Below are 16829 nucleotides of genomic sequence, written 5' to 3'. Positions count from 1 at the left end.
GGTTCCTCGCGACCCGCACGACGTCCTGGCGGAACTCTTCCGGATAAGGCTTGGGCACAGCGACATCCTTCCCACCCGCCCCACAGGGCAAGCCAGTTCAGATGTCACCCGATCGTGCAGCAGACCCCTCCGTCGGCTATCTCAAGATAGAGGCGACGCACCAGCGGTGGCATGGGGTAGCCCACAACTCGCTCCACCTCCTCGACGGCGCTGAGGGAAGCGGGTTCGGGCACCGTCACCGCGGAAGGTTCATCGGTTGGGCGTCCCGCCCTGACCCGGGCCCGGACGGCCTCGAACAGTTCGTCATCGGTCATGTCGCACTCCTCCTGGGCTAGGCGGGCATTGTCCCGGCATAGCGCGGCCCACGACAGCCGTCACGACCCGCCGTAACCCGCACCTTTAAAGATCTCTAGCCGTCGCACAGCGAGCAGCCCCCGCCCGATTGGGCGGGGGCTGCTCGCTGTGGCGGCCGGATGCGGTCTGGGGCACTGGATCTTGATGCGATAGAAAGATGAGGCGAACCCACCCCACTTGGTTCGCTTACGGGGAGGAGACAGACATGGGGATGCCCGCTGACCTGCAGCTCATCAGCAGCGGCATGATCAAAGCCTCAATGATGATGGTCAAGCACGTGATGCCCGGAATGCGGGGTGCGACCATCGCCCTGTTCCATGAACTGTCCCGGCAGAAGGGCATGGCGGGCGATGATGACGCTGGCCATGAGTTCGCCAAGGTCTACGAGTCGGCCGCCTCTACGACTCTGGACAAGATGGGCTTCAGCACTCTGGTGATGAGCGAGACCGGCCGGGGTCTGATGCACACGGCACGTGAGTTCATGGCCAAGGAGAGCGAGATCGCTTCGAAGCTTCTGGGCAAGCAGGTCGACTTGACCGACAACATGGGCGATCCCTATGAGGACTGCGAGGAGAGTTTCCTCAGTCGGGGGCAGGAGCTGGAAGAGGTCATCGGGGAGACGTCGGGGTGGGACCAGTACGCTCCCGGAGGCATGAGTGACCGGTTCCGTGGCTCACCGGAGAAGCTTCGCGACGTGGCCGGATCATGGCGGGCGGGCGGGAAGCTGATGCTGCGCCTCCTGGAAGACGCCCAAGCCTGCGCTCACACTGCCGACAAGGCGCACTCCGGGGAGGCTGCGGACTCGTTCCGCAAGTACTTTGCTGGGTTTGTCGGGTTCGCCTCACCGCCCGACAATGCGCAGCAGGATGAGGCTCTCGTTGCGAATCTGGTGGCGGCATGTCATCAGCTCGCGAAGGCGTGCGATCGCTACGCGGATCATGTTGAGGATGCGAAGCTGAAGATCCAGCAACACAAGCTGGACCTCTTTCACGTCGATGCTCCCTGGGACTCGCCGATGTTCGGGGGCAATGGCGATGACGGTGGCCTCAAGGACGCTGTCCTCAACGACCCCTGGATTCACCGGCTCGGTGATGTCGCCCACGCTCTGGACACTGCGGAGAAGCGGGTGAAGCTTCCTCGCGGATCGGACAGTCGCCCCAGTCTGCCCTTCTCGCCGTTCATACCCCTGCCCGTGCCGGCGCCGGTGCCTTTGGTCCTCGCGTCGTACCACGGGCCCGCTTCAGGCATCGTCCCCGCCTCGTACAGCCCTCCTGACCCGAAGATTCCGTTCGCGGAACCTGTGCCACCGGTTCCCGGAACTACGCGCCTCTTGAGCGCGGGGGAACGCAAGCAGTTCGAATCCTTCGTCAATGGGCTCGAGCCTCTGGGCCTGGGGAGTGCGAAGAACCAGCCTGCCAGTCCGGAGAATGCCTATCAGCTGCGCACGGCCGGCTACCCCGAGCGGAAGATCCCGTTGCTGCCCACGTCAAAGAGCCCGTACAAGGCGGCGGACGGCATGCGCCCGGCCGACGGGTACATGATCGATTCCAAGTACGTCAAAGACGAAGGCAAGGACTGCTGGAGAAAGCCGGAGACACTCGACAACCTTGGGGACACCTACAACGCAGACGGAAAGAAGCGCTGGAACAAGGAGGCGATGTTCACGAAGAAGGACGAACGTGAACTCGGCCAGTACGGGGATGCCATGACCGCCAACAAGGAAATCCGCGGCCTTGAGATTGTGACGAACGACCAGGACGCGGCAACGTACTGGCAAACCCTCATGGCTCAGCAGGGCATCAAGGGAACTTCCCACTACGTCCCATAGCCGAAAGACGCTTGCACCATGGACATCACGGAATACACGTCTGCGTTCCTCCTCTACGCCCCGGCCAAGGATCCGCAGGCTTGGCACCTCGATCTCGCAGGCTTCAGCGAAGCGCTACAAGCAGAGTTCCCCGAGGTCAGGTGCGTACCTGAGGACCGACCCACCGCGCTCAGCTTCTGGGCCCTCACCAACGAAGGCGTAGTTTTCGACGGGTTCGCTGATATCGAGACCAGGCATACCATCATGCTCACTGAGAACACCGCGACGGAGGCTTCCGAGTTCATTGTCTGGTTGCGGGACCACTACCTTCCCTCCCCAGATCTGATCCGCTACACCACTGAGGACGCTGTCACCCGAGGGCTCGACACGGACTGGCGTGTGCCCTCACGAGGGGGCCGCGAGCAGATCGTGGAGGAGCTTGAGCAGCACCTGCGGGTCGTCACTTCGTAACCAACTGGCCTGCACACGGGTTGAGCAGACCATGGACAACCTCGCTGACTTCGCCGAACCCGCGGCTCTGGCTCCACTCCTGCCACTGCTGAGGTTGAGGGAGGCGCAGGATGTCCTGGACGTGCTGGCCGCTGTGGTCGCTGGCGAGCGCGCGGATGTTGAACCTGGCCGCGCGGGTGCCGTCAGGGGATCCGGACGCTAAGGGCCTGGTCGAGGGGGCGAACGGCTATCTGGAGACGTCGTTTCTGCCGGGGCGGGTTGTTCACCTCGGCGGCGGACGTCAACGTCCAGCTGGCCGACTGGCTCACCAAGGCGAATCGGCTGTGGGGCTCGAAAAGTCATCGCTGAAGCTCAGGCCGCATGTCGGTACTCGTTGATTGCTCCGCCGAGGATGCGGGTGTGTAGGGGGCTTTGGGCGTCGGGGTCTTGCCCGGGGGCGGATAGGTCCTGGGCGTCGGGCGGCCGTTGGGCTCGGGATCTGTGCGGCCGATGCCTGCTGTAGTGGTCCCGGTACTCTGCGGGTGCCGAATACTCCATCCATAGCCCGTGACCTGCGTGTTCTTGTGAGTGGCCGACGGTTGCCGGATGGCCGTGTCAGGCTGCTGGATCGTGCTGCAGCGACTGGCCTACCTCGCCGTGTCGAGCGTGTTCGCCTTCATGCGGCTGCTTCCGATGAGCGAGGGCGCCAAGGAAAGCACGTGGGGAGGCACCTCGGACTGAGGCGACCCCCGTTCGTGCGTCACCACGTCAACACTCTCGCAGCGGTCCGCTCGGCGAGCTCGCGGACGCCGTGCGCGGCGTTCTCCGAGAGCTCGCCAAGTATGGCGTCGGCGGCCGTGAGGAGGGCACGGGTCTCCTCGGGGCGGCCAGCTTCAGCCAGACCGAGAGTGAGCTGGTAGTGCTCCTCGGCGATGTAGCGGCCGAGGTTGACCTGCTGCCAGTGGCGCAGTGAGTCGTCACCGGGGCGGCCAGGGCGTCGCGCACGGCGGCCAGGCTGTCCGCTGCCTGCGACAGTCGGCCCGGCTCCCGCTCCAGACGGGCCAGGGTGCGCAGGGCCGAGGCCCGGTCCCATGCCGTCTCCTGAAGGGCGGCGTACAAACGCTGAGCGCGCAACGCCTGGGGAAGGTCGCTGAGTTCCTCGAAGTCCCGGGCGAGCCCGCTGAGTGGAGCCGTGGCCAGGGTGCGGGGCGCCTCGGGGCGGCGGAGTCTGCTCTGGTCCATGAAGATGTTGTCGAGTTCGCGGATCAGTGTCACCCGCGCGAGTTCTGTCATCCCCTGGTCCCGCGCCAGGTCGGTCCATGTGGAGACCGGCTCGTCCGACGGGTCCGTCCCGAACATCGACTCGTCGAGCGCCCGCGCCCACTGTTGCAACTCGTCTGCGGTTGCACCCGGTTCCGGCATGCCGCCCAGGCCGCACGCCGTGTCGAAGTCCGTCTCCCGGATCTCAAGCAGCATTGGGAGATCTCCGGTGTCCCCGCGCAGCCCTACCAGCACGGCGGCGAGCCGCAGTTCGTCCGTCATCGATGACCGTGTCTCGTGCCGCAGCAGATGCCGCAGCAACTCCAGATCGCCCTCGGCGCGGTCGAACTATGCGGCCCGCAGGGTGATCCGGCGCCGCACCGGGTCCTCGGCGACTTCACGCCATGCCGTGCGGTCGCCTTCCCGCAGGCAGGCGAGATCGGCGCGGCCCGCCGCGAGCACTGGCTCCCACAGCGGGGGACCGGCCGGGCCTATTCGGTCGTACGCGCACCCCTCATCCGCGTTGAGCAGTACGAAGTCCGGCTCGGTGCGCAGCAGCGCGGCACGCAACCTGCCCACCAGCTCGATCGGGGAGCGTTTCGGGAAGCCCAGCGTCGCACGGAGCTCGGCACGCTCATCGTCGATCCTGCAGTACTCACGGATCCCGTCCTCGGTCTCCGCGACGCGCGCCAGGATCTTCTCCTCGCCGTCGTCTGGCGACAGACGTGTGTAGCCGCGCCAGCCGGGCAGGCCGATCACGAGCTCCAGGGTCTCGTCGACACTGGAGCCGATGATCCCCGCGGCGCCTTCCGAGTCGGCGTAGAGCACTGAGCCGTCCGCGCACACGAAGTACGTACCGCCGGTATCGTCCCCGGCTACCGTCTCCAGCGGTCCGCCCGAGGCGAGGCGGACCTCCTCGACATGGCAGTGGGCGGCGCGGTTCAGGTCGAAGTCGAAGGGGAAGGCGGCCAGTTCGGCCAGGCGGCGGTCCTGCCGCAGCAGCCGTAGCGCGTGATCGGTCATGTCACAGAACGTAACACCGGCCACTGCCAACGGAGTCGCGGCCTCTGTAGGAGGCCGCGCGGATAAAGGGTGCGGTCATGGTCGGCGGTCCGTGAGTTCGCCCCAGCGGTGGGTGGTCCATGCCTGCCGGATCAGACTACGCACGGTGATGACCGTATCGGTGAGGTCGAAGAATGCCTCGATGACGGCGGTGCGCCGTCCGGAACTACGGCATCGCCATCGGGAAGACCGCCGAGCGGATCGGCGAGGGGCGCCCGCTCGCCGCCGTCGCGGACGACGAGCTCGGCGAGACGCTGGAGCTGCTGTGGGGCAGCTCGGCGGTGAACACCTGGAACGCCCGCCGCGGCGCAGATAACACGGTCGTTTCACGCCGCATGCGGAAGACGTCCGCGAAGGCCGCGCTCAGTAATGTAGGTATGGATGGCTGTTGGTGAGGGGTGAATAGCGCCCTCGGGGATGTCGGAGCGGGGTGCGACACTCTGTCCGTGTCTGAGGAACTCTCGCGTTGGTATCGGGGTCGCCTAATGGGTGGTCCGTTCAGGCCGTTCGACCTGGGTGAGTGTCACGCGCTCGAACGGGAAATCGGGCTGCCCCTGCCACCCGCCTACCGCTCGTTCTTGGAAGCGGCGGGTGGGAGAAGGCTGGAGTACTCAGTCCACCTGCCGGCTTGTGAACCTGAACCGTTCCATAGCTTCAACGACCTCTATCAGTTGGGCCGTGACGGTGCCGGTGAGTACGGCTGGAGCACTCTTCTGGGAGAGTACCGGCGCAGTCGCGACGGGTGGCTTGCCGAGAACGTGTCCCTGACCGGCCTGCTACCCATCGCCCGCAACGGCGGCAGCGACACCCTCTTCCTGGACCTGAACCCGGCCACTCATGGCCAGCTCCATGCGTTCGTCCACGCCATCGCCTGGCCGGGATACGTGGGCAACCATGTCTTCACGAAGGTCGCCGACAACTTCGACGCCTACCTCGACGGCCTGTTCATCGACCCCGAGATGGCCGAGGACGCCTGGGCCGATGTCGCCGACAGCGATCCTTCGGATCTTTGGCGGAGGACCGTCGAGGAGTGGCTAAACAGGGAACTGCCAAACTGGCGTACTGAAGCTTGGGCAGTCGCGCCTTGACCGTCGGCGCGCCAGGTGCGTTCTGAACCTCCGTTGTCAGTGGACGGTCGTAGTTTGTCCCCCACGAACTCGGAGGGGAGAAACGATGGGGTTCTCGGGAGAGCTGGTTTTCGGTCGCAGCGGCCATCCCCTGCTCAGTGCGTCGGTATTCGACGGGATCGATCAGAGCAAGGACACAGTCCACGTCAGTTGGCCGCGTGTCGGGGGCTGGCAGACGCTGCAGTTCGGCGGGGACGTCATCAAGAAGCCCGAAGCAACGCTGCGGGCGCTGGTGGAGTGGACGGGGGCTCTGGCCTGCGTGGCTTCGGTATATGACAGTGACGTGGCGATGGTGATGGGCCTGGGGCCGGAGGGGGAGCTCTGGGAAGCGTGCCTGAACCTGGAGAAGGCAGCCGGATTGTGGGCAGAAGTTCCCGATGACGTTGATGACATGAGCGAGTGGATCAGCACGCCGGCGTTTGCCGAGGCCGTTGACCGTAAGCGCGCCGAACTGGACGCGCATGTGTCTGGCGATGCCCAGGGGGCACTGGATTGGGCCCGCTCCGCGGGATTCGCCCACTCGGTCACTGTGGCTTCGGTCCAGGAGGTTCTCCGGTCTGGGGAGGTCTTCGTTGAGGAGCTGTTCGATGCACTGCTCGACCGGCTTGGCTTCCCGGAGGCTGTCGATCCTGAAAGCCAGCGCTGATGTCGGCTCCAGTCATTCCTCTTGAAACCGGGGGAGGTTTGCGTATCCCAGGTAGTCCGTTGGGACTGCTTGCTTGAGATGTACTGGTGCAGTTAAGGCTGAAACTGCGTCACAGCGACATCGTCGATGCCGAAGTCGTCGGCTACACCGGCCCCGTGGCGCGGCCGCGGGCCCTGGCCGTGCGGCTGCCCGACGGGGGCATCGCCTTGTCGCAGACCCTGCCCGGGCCGCTCGCCGCGCACCTCGGAACGCTGCTCGCCGACTCCGGCCCGCCCCCGGCGTGCTCACACCGCCGGGGGCGACTCGTACAACACCGTCGCGCACGACCTGGTCGTCGTCGAGGTCCCAGAGAAAGCAGGGACCACACAGCACGCGGTGGTCACGGTGACTCGGCTGCGTTAAGCCCTGGCCACAGCATCACCGAAGCCTCACCCGTCGCTGGTCGGGCGCACACCAGCCCCTGACCGGTGTCGGTGGTGACTCCAATCCTGGCGCTCGCGCCCGCGAGGAGTGCTCCATCAACGCGGCCTGTTCGGAGGGGAAACTCCTGCGGTTGTGGGTGACCTACGGCGTGCGTGTGTGACCCGCGGCGTGCACGCATTACCTGTGACGTAATCGACCGTCCGCAGCCCGCCGGGCAGGGTGGTTCCTACCAGGTCTCGGGCCGGCGCACTCCGGCCCGAGACCTGGCAGACCATTCCCACCGGACCCCGACGCCCACGGAGGCCGATCCGCCATGTCCGCTCCTCAGCTCGCCGCCCTGGCCCGTACCTCCGAGCCGCAGACCATGCTGCGCCGCTTCCTCGCCCTCGACGCCGTCGTCACCACCGGCAACGGACTCGCCTACCTTGCCGCCTCCGGGCCGCTTGGCCAGTTCCTCGGCATGGACCAGGGGCTGCTGCTGGGACTCGGCGCCTTCCTCACGCTCTACGGCGCGGGCGTCGGAATCCTCGCCGCGCGCAAGAGCCCGCCGGTGCTGCCGGTCCGCGCCGTCATCGAGGCGAACGTGGCCTGGGCTGCGGTCAGCCTGATCGCGCTCGGCGCCTGGCTGTCGCCGACGGCGGCAGGCGCGGTGTGGATCCCCCTGCAGGCCGTCACGGTCGGCGGCTTCGCGGCCCTGCAGTACACGGCGCTGCGCGCGACGCGGGCCTGACTCAGAGCTCCGGACGGGGCCGCCCCCCCCCGGCAAGGGCGGCCCCGCGGCGCCCCAGGCGGCTGGAGCCGCGCAGTGGCGTCGTACCTCACAGCCCCGTAGCCGGCTGGACCGTGGCCGCGATTGCGACCCTGTGCCGGGGATGCATCCGCCGGGGCAGGTAGCGATGCCTGCTGGGGGCGCGCAAGGTCCGGCGCCCCCACTCGCCTCCTACTACGCCCGCCGTTGACAGTCTTCGGGCGGCAAGGCACAGCACGTGACCGGGTCGGGCGTTTCCTCGCCGCCGAGGTGCCCGTACACCGCCGGGCCGACCGGGGACCCGCCATGGCACGCCGGGGCCGGTCACGTTGTGGGCCATGGACAGGGCATGGGCGAACTTGAGGACGGTCTCCTCGTCGGCGCCTTCGATGGTGACGCTGACCGCGCCGGCTGAGTGTGGTGGGGCCGGTTCATGCCCGCACAGACGATGCCCGCCCCGCCCAGGGTTGGGGCGGGCAGGCGTGTTCACCCGATCGAGAGAGCCCACTGAGGAGCTGCATGACCCGACGCCGGTTCCGACCACGCCGCCCTGCGGCAGCACCGGCGGCGGCGACGTCGCAGGAACCGAGGGCCGCGGAGTGCGGAGGCTGGGACGGTCTTGCGTCGCGCGCGGGTGAATCCGGTCGTCAGAGCCTGGGGCGGTTCGTATCTCTGAGTCAGCACACACGGCAGTCGGAACGCCCTAGAGTCACGCTCCGTGGGGATACCAACTGGCTGGATACGACGGCAGAACAACGGGGAGCGTGGGCTGCGTCTGTGGCCCGTCGGTAGAGCCCTGACTCTCGTGTTCGTCGGCTCGATCGTCATTGCGGGAAGCGTGTTTTGGACGCTCGTGGTGCTTCTCGACGCCCGCAAGGTCAAGACTGAGACTCTGCTGACCTCCGCGACCCTTTTCGACATGGTGAAGCTGTCGTTCGGCGTCGTTGCCGGAGCCGGCGCTCTGGTGGCTCTGGTCGTCGCCTACCGCAAACAGCGCGTCGACGAGGACGGGGCTCTGCGGGAAGCCACCAGACTGCACACCGAGCGATTCACCACCGCTGTCGCCCAACTTGGCGACGCCTCGCCTGCCATCCAGCTCGGCGGTGTCCACGCCCTGGCCGGTCTCGCCGACGACGCCCCCACGATCGAACTGCGCCAGACGTGCATCGACGTCCTCTGCGCCTATCTGCGAATGCCCTACACGCCAGACCCCGGCAGCAGTGATCAAGAAGGCCATCACGCTTACCTAGCCGGCCGGGAAGTCAGGCACACCATCATCCGGCTCATACGCGACCACCTACGGCTGCCTGCCGCAAGCCCTCGCTCCTGGCAGAAACGAGACTTCGACCTCACGAACGCTGTCTTCGACGGCGGGGACCTCGACTACGCGGAGTTCTGCGGCGGGCGCGTCTCCTTCGTGGGCGCTGAGTTCTCCAGCGGGCACGTCAACTTCAACGGCGCGAAGTCTTTGGCCGGAGGGGTCGACTTCAGCCATGCGAAGTTCGCCGGCGGAGGGGTCGACTTCCGCCACGCGGAGTTCTCCGGCGGAGCGGTCGGCTTCACGAACACAAAGGTCTCCGGCGGGCCGTAACGGGTCAAAATCGCTTCACAGCCTCTCACCTGCTGTTTCGGCGAGTGATCAGCTTGCCTTGCGGTACTCGTTGATGAGGCCGGAGACCGCTTGTCGGCGTTCGATCCGGGCTGCCGGCAGGGGGATGACGTTCGGGTCGTCCAGGGGCGCGAGCTGGTTGCGGCCTTGGTGGGGCCGATGTCCGTTGAAGTGGCGGGCGTAGTCGTGGAGGATCCTCTCGGCGTGGCCGCGGTCGAACAGCAACAGGCGGTCGGTGCACTCCTCCCGTACGGACCGTATGAAGCGCTCCGCGTGCGGGTTTGCAGTTGGGGCTGCGCGGGGGGATCTTGGCCACGGTGATGCCCTCGCTCGCGAAGACGGCGTCGAACGCTGCGGTGAATTTCGCGTCGCGATCGCGGATGAGGTGGTGGAAATCGGCGGCGCGGTTGCCGAGCTGCCAGAGAAGCTGGCGGGCCTGCTGGGTGGTCCAGGCAGCGGTCGGGTGGGCGGTGACGCCGAGGATGTGGACGGTGCGGCTGTGCACCTCCATGACGAACAGGGCGTACAGCCGCTGTAGTCCGACGGTGTCGATGTGGAGGAAGTCGGTGGCGAGCAGGCCGTTGGCCTGGGTCTTGAGGAGGGTGGCCCACTCGTGGCGCGCCGGGTGGCGACGGGGCGCGGGCCCCAGTCCGGCCGCGCGCAGGACTCGGCGGACGGTTACGGCGCTGACCTTGTGCCCGAGCCGGCACAGTTCTCCGTGAACACGGCGGAAGCCCCACAAGGGGTTGTCGGCCCCGAGCCGCGTGATCAGCTCGCGCCGTTCCTCCGCCAGGGGTAGGCGCCCCGGGGAGGGCGGGTGCGTCCACTTCTTCTTCACCATGCGCTGGTGCCAGGTCAGCAGGGTGCGCGGGGAGACGATCCGGCGCCCGCGGAGCGCCCGGGGGAGTAGTCGGGTAAGCGCGGCGAGCAGCGCCCGGTCCGGCCATCCGGGCTTCGGGGCGGGGACCTGGCGGCGTAGCACCGCGACCTCGTGCCGCAGGATCAGTATCTCCACCTCCTTTGCTGCGGAGGATCGGGACAGCAGGACAAGCCACGCGAAGATCCGGGTGGTGATCAGGTAGAGCATGCGTACCAGCACGAGGACCGATCATGCCGGACGGCTGGTGGGCAAGATGCGATTCCTGAGGTCAGGCCCGGTGACGCCATTTTGGAGCGCTACGGGCCTCGCGGGCTTGCTGGACTGCCCACTGTTCGGTGGGATGCGCGGTTGCGGGCGTGATGTGCAGTCGGCGGGTTCCGTGTTCCAGGAAGGCCATGGCGTACAGGCGTTGGCCGAGCGCGGTGTCGAGGTGGAAGAAGTCTGCCGCGACGATCCCGTCGGCCTGAGCGGTCAGAAATTCCCTCCAGCTCGGCGCCGGCCGCCTTGGTGCCGGGTCGATCCCGGCCGCGTGCAGAATGTTCCACACGGTGCCGGATGCCACCGAGTGTCCCAGCCGCGCTATCTCGCCCTGGATGCGCCGGTGCCCCCACCGAGGATTCTCGTCGGCCAGGCGCAGGACCAGTTTCTTCAACGCCGCCGACGAGGCCGACCGGCGCGCGTTCGGCGCGCGCTGTAGTCTCATTTGCGGGCGATCAGTCTGCGATGCCAGGCCAGCACAGTGCCTGGGTTGACGGGGAAGACTCGGGCCCAGCGCTGCCGGGGTATCAACGAGGACAGAGCGGAGAACCAGAACCAGAACCGGTCCGCCGGCTAGTAACGCACGGGCGAGGTCAACTGCCTTCGCAGCACCGTGTTCTCGTGCCGCAGGACCAGCACCTCGGCGGCCACCGACGCCTCCCGCCGGAGCAGCAGCTCCGGGAGCGACAGCAGTCCCCGAACAGCGCGGTACACCAGCGAAACGATCATTGCCACAGCGTCGCAGACTATTGAGCCGCACGTACCCCACCTGCAGCGATGGCTCATTGAGCCCCTCAGGGGCAATGTGCACCGGGATTGCTGCGGCAACCCTCTCGAAGCCCGAGCCCTCCTCGACACCGTGATGCAAGCCCTATCGGCACAAAGCGCCTGCGATGTTCGAAAGATCGTCAGCCGGTCGGACGCCGTGGAACCTTCCGTCCCCGCCGTGCGACGCGGACGGAAGGTAACGAACGAGCTTAGATCCGGGAGTTGACCGGACTCGGGTCCAGCCGGGCCATGGACCTGCCGCGGCATTCAAGCCGCCGACGCCGCTTCGATGCTGAACCTCAAATTCGCCTCAAGACACTCAGGTACTTCACAGTTTCCTCACGCAATCGTGACCCCACGGTGCGCAACCGTGTCCAACGTCACGTCCGCTACATCCAGTTCATGTTGTATGTCCCGATTGATGACCTTGCCCCTCTTAGGTAAGCATTCATAGAACTACAGTTCGACGAATTGCAACCGGCGAGCCTCGCTCAGCAGGAACATGTGGGCGGGCCAGAGGGGAAACTTCTCTTGTTAGGAAGCTCCAGAAGAAGACGTATCCTGTCGAAACTCGCCCTCGGCGCCTGCTCGATCCTGCTCCTGGGATCCGGCGGCGTGGCCGCCGCAGCCGACAGCGGTGGCGGCACTCCCGATTGGGACTATGCACCGTCCTCCCGGCCCGCGGCGGGTCCTGAGTCCCTCGCCCTGGCCAACAGCAGTCGGCCCGTCTCCGGCAAGAACCAAAAGGCCGGCCCGCCGGGGGTCAAGGACTCGGCCGGCGTGTGGCAGGTCAATCGCACCAACGTCACGCTGAGCAACACCGTCACCGACGCCGACGGTGACAAGGCGGACTTGACCTTCCAGGTCTACACGACAAACGCCGACGGCACCCCGAAGGCCCAGGTCCAACTCACTGACCCTGACACCGGCCAACCCGCCCCCTACGGTGTGCTGGTGTCCAACTTCGTGACGTCCGGAGGAACGGCGTCGGTGACCCTCAGGTACGGCGACCTGAAGACGAACACCAACTACGTCTTCCGGACGAGCGCCTTCGACGGCACCCTGTACGAGACCGATTGGTCGTCATGGGCGAAGTTCCATACCCGCGGCCGGGCGGTGAGCATCACCCTGCCCGAGCCCAACAAGGACGCTCCGACGGTCAATCAGGACGACTACCAGCAGCCACAGGAGATCGCTCAGCCGGCCATGGCCACGGTCGACCCGACCCAACCACCCACCGGTCGAAGCGCCGAAGACGGCTGGAACTGCGGCAAGCTGAACAAGAAGACGGAGATTCAGCCGTGTTCGCGGCTGGTGCCGGACGCCAGCAAGAGCACCCGCGACGCCCTCATCAAGGGGGCGAACGCGGACTTGCCTCACCTGGTCGACTGGTGCGCGAATCTCCTCGACTCGCACATCAAGCGGTATGAGGCGTGCATCGGCAGCTTTACGTACGAGTACGAGGGCATCGTCTTCAAGGACGGACAGCCCACCGGTGAGATCTTGAACGCCTCATGGGCCGTCGGTCAGGAGGTGAAACTGGCAGGGATCTCGGCGACGTTCACCCAGCAACTCATCCTCGTGCCGGTGGCGATCGACGCGAAGTTCGGTTCGGTGACACTCAACGTGGAGTTCGACTGCCTCCTGGCTGACAGGTGCTCCAACGGCCCGCAGTCCTGGGACGGGGCGCTGGAGTGGTCGGGAGCGGACCCGTTCTCGCACACGGCGATCGGGAAGATCGACCACACCTGGAACGCGGTGAACAACGCCGACAGGCTGGACCTGTCCACGAAGATCACCGCCTACTCGCCGGTGGCGAACCCTGCCGCGACGCGGTGGCAGGCCGATGGCGCGCAGATCCGCTGCGACAAAATTTCCTCCGCCACTCCGGGCTGCACCTTCTACAAATACATCCCGACGTGGGTGATGAACTTCGACAAGACGCCGCCGGCCGTAGCGCACGCCTGGTTGATCCAGGCCAAGCTGCCCACTCACCCTGGCAGTAAGACAGCCAACAAGCCGCTGTTCTACCTGCCTGCCGCATCGAAGAACGCGCCCGGTCGCGACCCGGACGCCAATCGCAAGGTGATCTGCCCTGACGGGTGGGCGGCCACCTACGGCAACCCGGACGCCACCACCGTTCCCGAGATCAGCTCGACGGACAAGGCATCGTGCGACGAGTTCGCCTACGCTTCCACCTACAACTCCGGCGGCATGCCCGCCAGTATGGGCGGCATGAACGAGGTCGACACCGGCAACGACTGCGTGCAGACCTATGCCACCCGCGTCTCGCAGGGCAATTGGCACCTGTATGACGACGTCCGTGAGCCTGCTCCGACATGGACGGAGGTGTGTGGCCGCTCGGCCATGTCGGGATGGATCAACTCCACCTCGATGGGTGGAGCGTTCAGCTCGGGCTTCTCGACCAAGTACCGGATGTTGGACAAGGACCCGTACTGGGTGGACTTCCCCCAGTTCGCGCACTGCGATGCGTCCAAGGTGACCGTGGCTTGCACCGTGCCCAAGCCGTGACAGGTTACTGACGGCTGGTGGGGCGCAGCACCAGGTTCTTGCTGTGCCCCACCAGCCCCACGCTGTGTACGGAAGGAGAAAACGGCAATGCCTGACAATCTTGCATGGATCGCCGATGCTTGGCAGAGCGCGAACCTGAATGCCACCGACCTGTACATCACCTGCGCCCGGGGCCTCAGCCCCCAGCAGCTGGCCGAACGCATGGCCGACCATGCGCCTGTCGAGGTCGGGCCTGCCCTCACCATTCAGGAAGCGTCCCGCAGGGTCGACCTTGCGCAGATCTACTGCGTCGGCCGCATCGGCCAAAGCGGCGACTGGTCGTTCATCGTGGAGTGCGGGGGCAGCGAAGGCTGGTCCCTCGACCCGGCAGTGTCCCGCGGCGCCGAGGTGCTGATATTCGACCCACGGCCGGACGATCCGCCTTCCTTCTTCAGGTACCTCGCCGACGGCGAGGTACAACTGCACTTCGAGTTGGGATTCGGCTACGACCCCGCCGGATCCCGGCCTGACCTGCTGCGCCCAGCACTGGAAGCGGCCGGAGTCATCCCGCCGGAAGAAAGCATCGATGACCTGCTCGGCGAGGACGAGGAGCTGTCGCCTGTCGAAGAGAAGCGCCGGGTGTTGAAGGTCGTCGGCGAGCATTTCGGGCTGTCCCTGCCGCGGCAGCTGATTGAGAGCGAGCAGCTTCCCGCCGTGGTCACCCGCACCTCACCTCCGTCCTCCTGGTGACCACGAGCGTGTTCAAGATCCGATAGGTGCCCCAGAGCGGTGTCGCCGTTCAGGATGGCTTGTTCCTGACGATCTGTGGGAGCGGGTGGCCCCGCTTCTGCCGCCCGCTCCCGAGCAGCGCCGTCGCCACCCCGGGCGACTGCGGGTTCCCGACCGAATAGCGCTCGCGGGCGTCATGTGGCCTGCAGCCTCATATGCCTCCGCCGCCTGCGAACCTCATCCTGAAGCGATCAGTTGGCTACGCTGAACCACCCCGGCCGCACCTCGGTCAGAAGCGGTTGCAGCGACCGCACTGCGGACCGCAGGTCCTGATCCGTGACGCCAAGAGGCTCCGGCAGGCTCAGCCCATACCAGCGCAGCCGCCAGAGGTCGAACACTTCGCTCCCGTCGGCTGCGAAGTCCACATCGACCTCAGTGCCGCTGTCGCTGACGAAGCGGCACCCTGCCCCATGAACCGCGTAGGAGTAGGTGCCGACGTGCCCACTCCGGCCGATCCGGCGCGAACGGGCCAGGCCGAGGACATCTGCCAGTCGCTCAAGCGAGGGGATCGCCACCCTCATGGCCTCGCCAATCGCGTTCAGAGCGTGGACGTAACCAAGCACGAGGTCTCGCGCAGCCCGTTCCATACGGCGTCCTCCCCCCTGAGTCCGTGGCTGAAGGGATTGTTCCATGGGACCGCCAGCGTCTCCGCAGGACGGCATTCTGAAACGATCAGTTATTGGCGAGCCCAGGAGTGCGCTGTGGCCAGTCCGAGTAGCCCGGAAGGTGTTTCTGCTCTGCTGGCGACTGGCACTCCCCAAATTATTCGCATGTGAGGTTGCGTCTGCCCGGCCGGGCGCCTAGTGGCGGGCCTGTGGGCGTGGGTGATCATGGCTGAAATTTCCTTGGGCCCTCTTGCCAGTCGCGTTCGGACTAGCGACTGTTGTCGGCGCCGGTGGGGGAGCGAGGGGAGCGGTGGCCGCGTGGTGCTGGGTAAGGGGTTTGAGCAGCTACCTGCATCGGCTTCAGATACGGATGGTGCGAATCCGGGCGTAACGGGGACCGCTCCGAGGCTCGGTTGCGCGGCGGTACCAATTTCCGGACTCCCCGGCGGAGTTGATAGGGCTTCGGACAAAGGAGACTCGGGAGTCGGTCTCTCGGATGTCACGCAGTGGCTGTGCGCGGCTGCCTACACCCGGTACGACTACTGCGGCGACGCTTTCGACTTCGCCCGCCGCCATGGTCAAGACGTCGTCCGTGCCGGCCTCGCCGTTGCCGTGGCCGGAGTATGGAAGGCGATGAAACGGCCGCTGCGTCGACGCCGCAAAGGGCTGGACATTCGCTGGCCGCCCCAGCCCCACTGGTGGGCCGTGGCGGAGGATTCGGACGCGCAACTGTACGTGCCGCTCGGTCACGACTATGTGCGGTGGGTTCGTCGCCGGGTGGCCCGCGGGCATGCCGTACCCCCGCATGGCTTTCATCTCACCCCCGTCCTGCGCACCGCTGCCGCTGCGGAGGGGCTCGCGCATCTCCGCCGGGTGTTGCTGCTGTTGTTGCCCTGCGCGCTGGCGATGGTCGGATGCGGGCCGGGTTGCCGTGGCTGTGCAGTGCGGTGCTCGCCTTCGCAGGTCTGTGGATGGCTTGCTACGCGGACCGGGTCATCGCCCGCACCCGTCTGCGCGCGGCGTTCTGGCGCCGCCAACCATCGTGGCGGGGCCGGCAGCTGTGGTGGATCTCCCTGTCGCGCCACCGCAGTCTTCGCGTCGACCGTCAGCCGCGGATACGCGACGGCCTGGTGGCGCCTTACGGACAGGACGGATTGGGCGGGCATCATTTCCTCGGGGCAGGGGACCCTTGTCCCTCCCCTCGTAGCGTGAAGGCCGTGGCTGCAGGGGAAGTTGGGAGTCATGGCGGAGAAGCGACGGAAGTTCGATCCGGAGTTCCGTGAGGGGGCTGTACGGATCGTGACGGAGACCGGGAAGTCCATCGCCGAGGTCGCGAATGACCTGGGGATCAACGAGACGACCCTGGCCACCTGGGTGTCCCGGGCTCGGCGGGCTGGGACGAGGCCGGCTGGCGGGAGCGAGGAGTTGGAGCGGCTGAGGCGGGAGAATGCCCAGCTCAAGCGGGACAACAAGGAACTGGGCATGGAGCGTGATGTGCTCAAACGCTGCATGGTCCTGTGGGTGAAGTAGCC

At 66.5% G+C, this 16829-nt stretch carries 16 protein-coding genes and 4 pseudogenes; 12 read left to right on the top strand and 8 right to left on the bottom strand.

Features of this window, described 5'->3' with window-relative positions; translation table 11 throughout:
- Nucleotides 1-104: 104 nt before the first annotated feature.
- A complete protein-coding gene (locus EOT10_RS39660; RefSeq protein WP_127833230.1) occupies nt 105-314 on the bottom strand; it encodes a hypothetical protein in 210 nt (69 codons plus the stop codon).
- Nucleotides 315-559: 245 nt separating this feature from the next.
- Here EOT10_RS39660 and EOT10_RS39655 point away from each other — a divergent pair, with 245 nt between their 5' ends.
- From EOT10_RS39655 to EOT10_RS42775, 4 genes and pseudogenes are all read left to right on the top strand, one after another.
- Nucleotides 560-2182 carry a restriction endonuclease fold toxin-2 domain-containing protein gene (locus tag EOT10_RS39655; RefSeq protein ID WP_127833229.1) on the top strand — a complete coding sequence of 541 codons (1623 nt, stop codon included), beginning with the start codon at nt 560-562 and terminating at the stop codon, nt 2180-2182.
- Nucleotides 2183-2200: 18 nt separating this feature from the next.
- On the top strand, nt 2201-2632 hold the full coding sequence (locus tag EOT10_RS39650) for a hypothetical protein (RefSeq protein WP_127833228.1): 432 nt from the start codon (nt 2201-2203) through the stop codon (nt 2630-2632).
- Nucleotides 2633-2820: 188 nt separating this feature from the next.
- A pseudogene (locus EOT10_RS39645) lies at nt 2821-2944 on the top strand (IS21-like element ISMyma9 family transposase); the annotation flags it as partial.
- Nucleotides 2945-3217: 273 nt separating this feature from the next.
- Complete coding sequence (locus EOT10_RS42775) at nt 3218-3352, top strand: hypothetical protein (RefSeq protein WP_262985478.1); 135 nt, start codon at nt 3218-3220, stop codon at nt 3350-3352.
- A 27-nt stretch (nt 3353-3379) separates the two neighbouring features.
- Here EOT10_RS42775 and EOT10_RS42465 read toward each other — a convergent pair whose 3' ends face one another.
- The 3 genes and pseudogenes from EOT10_RS42465 to EOT10_RS39635 all read right to left on the bottom strand — a co-directional run.
- Nucleotides 3380-4153, bottom strand: coding sequence for a hypothetical protein (locus EOT10_RS42465; protein WP_223281493.1), 774 nt, complete (start codon nt 4151-4153; stop codon nt 3380-3382).
- A 66-nt stretch (nt 4154-4219) separates the two neighbouring features.
- Entirely contained in the window at nt 4220-4894 is a 675-nt protein-coding gene (locus EOT10_RS42460) for a hypothetical protein (RefSeq protein WP_223281492.1), read from the bottom strand.
- A gap of 75 nt (nt 4895-4969) precedes the next feature.
- Nucleotides 4970-5092: pseudogene (locus tag EOT10_RS39635) on the bottom strand (IS5/IS1182 family transposase); the annotation flags it as partial.
- Between EOT10_RS39635 and EOT10_RS42455 the strand changes: the two are divergent.
- The 5 genes and pseudogenes from EOT10_RS42455 to EOT10_RS39610 form a co-directional block, all read left to right on the top strand.
- A pseudogene (locus EOT10_RS42455) lies at nt 5092-5244 on the top strand (site-specific integrase); the annotation flags it as partial. The pseudogenes EOT10_RS39635 and EOT10_RS42455 sit on opposite strands and share 1 nt — an antisense overlap.
- A gap of 135 nt (nt 5245-5379) precedes the next feature.
- Entirely contained in the window at nt 5380-6021 is a 642-nt protein-coding gene (locus tag EOT10_RS39625; protein ID WP_223281491.1) for an SMI1/KNR4 family protein, read from the top strand.
- A gap of 85 nt (nt 6022-6106) precedes the next feature.
- On the top strand, nt 6107-6706 hold the full coding sequence (locus tag EOT10_RS39620) for a hypothetical protein (RefSeq protein WP_127833227.1): 600 nt from the start codon (nt 6107-6109) through the stop codon (nt 6704-6706).
- A gap of 736 nt (nt 6707-7442) precedes the next feature.
- Nucleotides 7443-7859, top strand: a complete 417-nt coding sequence (locus EOT10_RS39615) for a hypothetical protein (RefSeq protein WP_127833226.1) — start codon at nt 7443-7445, stop codon at nt 7857-7859.
- Between the two features lie 823 nt (nt 7860-8682).
- Nucleotides 8683-9468, top strand: coding sequence for a pentapeptide repeat-containing protein (locus tag EOT10_RS39610; RefSeq protein WP_189492704.1), 786 nt, complete (start codon nt 8683-8685; stop codon nt 9466-9468).
- A gap of 48 nt (nt 9469-9516) precedes the next feature.
- On the opposite strand, the gene EOT10_RS42450 is transcribed toward EOT10_RS39610, so the two are convergent.
- From EOT10_RS42450 to EOT10_RS42445, 3 genes and pseudogenes are all read right to left on the bottom strand, one after another.
- Entirely contained in the window at nt 9517-9747 is a 231-nt protein-coding gene (locus EOT10_RS42450) for a transposase (protein ID WP_262985479.1), read from the bottom strand.
- Between the two features lie 926 nt (nt 9748-10673).
- Nucleotides 10674-11164 (bottom strand): annotated as a pseudogene (locus tag EOT10_RS39600) (integrase core domain-containing protein); the annotation flags it as partial.
- Nucleotides 11165-11197: 33 nt separating this feature from the next.
- The gene (locus EOT10_RS42445; RefSeq protein ID WP_223281490.1) at nt 11198-11353 is read right to left on the bottom strand and encodes a hypothetical protein; all 156 of its coding nucleotides are present in this window, start codon (nt 11351-11353) and stop codon (nt 11198-11200) included.
- Between the two features lie 654 nt (nt 11354-12007).
- Between EOT10_RS42445 and EOT10_RS39595 the strand changes: the two genes are divergently transcribed.
- Complete coding sequence (locus EOT10_RS39595; protein WP_127833225.1) at nt 12008-13924, top strand: hypothetical protein; 1917 nt, start codon at nt 12008-12010, stop codon at nt 13922-13924.
- Between the two features lie 87 nt (nt 13925-14011).
- Entirely contained in the window at nt 14012-14653 is a 642-nt protein-coding gene (locus EOT10_RS39590; RefSeq protein ID WP_127833224.1) for a DUF6461 domain-containing protein, read from the top strand.
- A 230-nt stretch (nt 14654-14883) separates the two neighbouring features.
- On the opposite strand, the gene EOT10_RS39580 is transcribed toward EOT10_RS39590, so the two are convergent.
- Nucleotides 14884-15279 (bottom strand): DUF6896 domain-containing protein, encoded by a 396-nt coding sequence (locus EOT10_RS39580; protein WP_127833223.1) that lies wholly within the window; start codon nt 15277-15279, stop codon nt 14884-14886.
- Nucleotides 15280-16539: 1260 nt separating this feature from the next.
- On the opposite strand from EOT10_RS39580, the gene EOT10_RS39575 reads away from it, so the two are divergent.
- The gene (locus EOT10_RS39575) at nt 16540-16827 is read left to right on the top strand and encodes a transposase (RefSeq protein WP_127833222.1); all 288 of its coding nucleotides are present in this window, start codon (nt 16540-16542) and stop codon (nt 16825-16827) included.
- The last annotated feature ends 2 nt before the right edge of the window (nt 16828-16829 follow it).

The sequence above is a fragment of the Streptomyces antnestii genome (assembly GCF_004005495.1).
Taxonomy (GTDB): Bacteria; Actinomycetota; Actinomycetes; order Streptomycetales; family Streptomycetaceae; genus Streptomyces; species Streptomyces antnestii.
The sequence above is the reverse complement of the archived record's forward strand: the minus strand, read 5'-3'. Positions and strand labels throughout refer to the sequence as shown.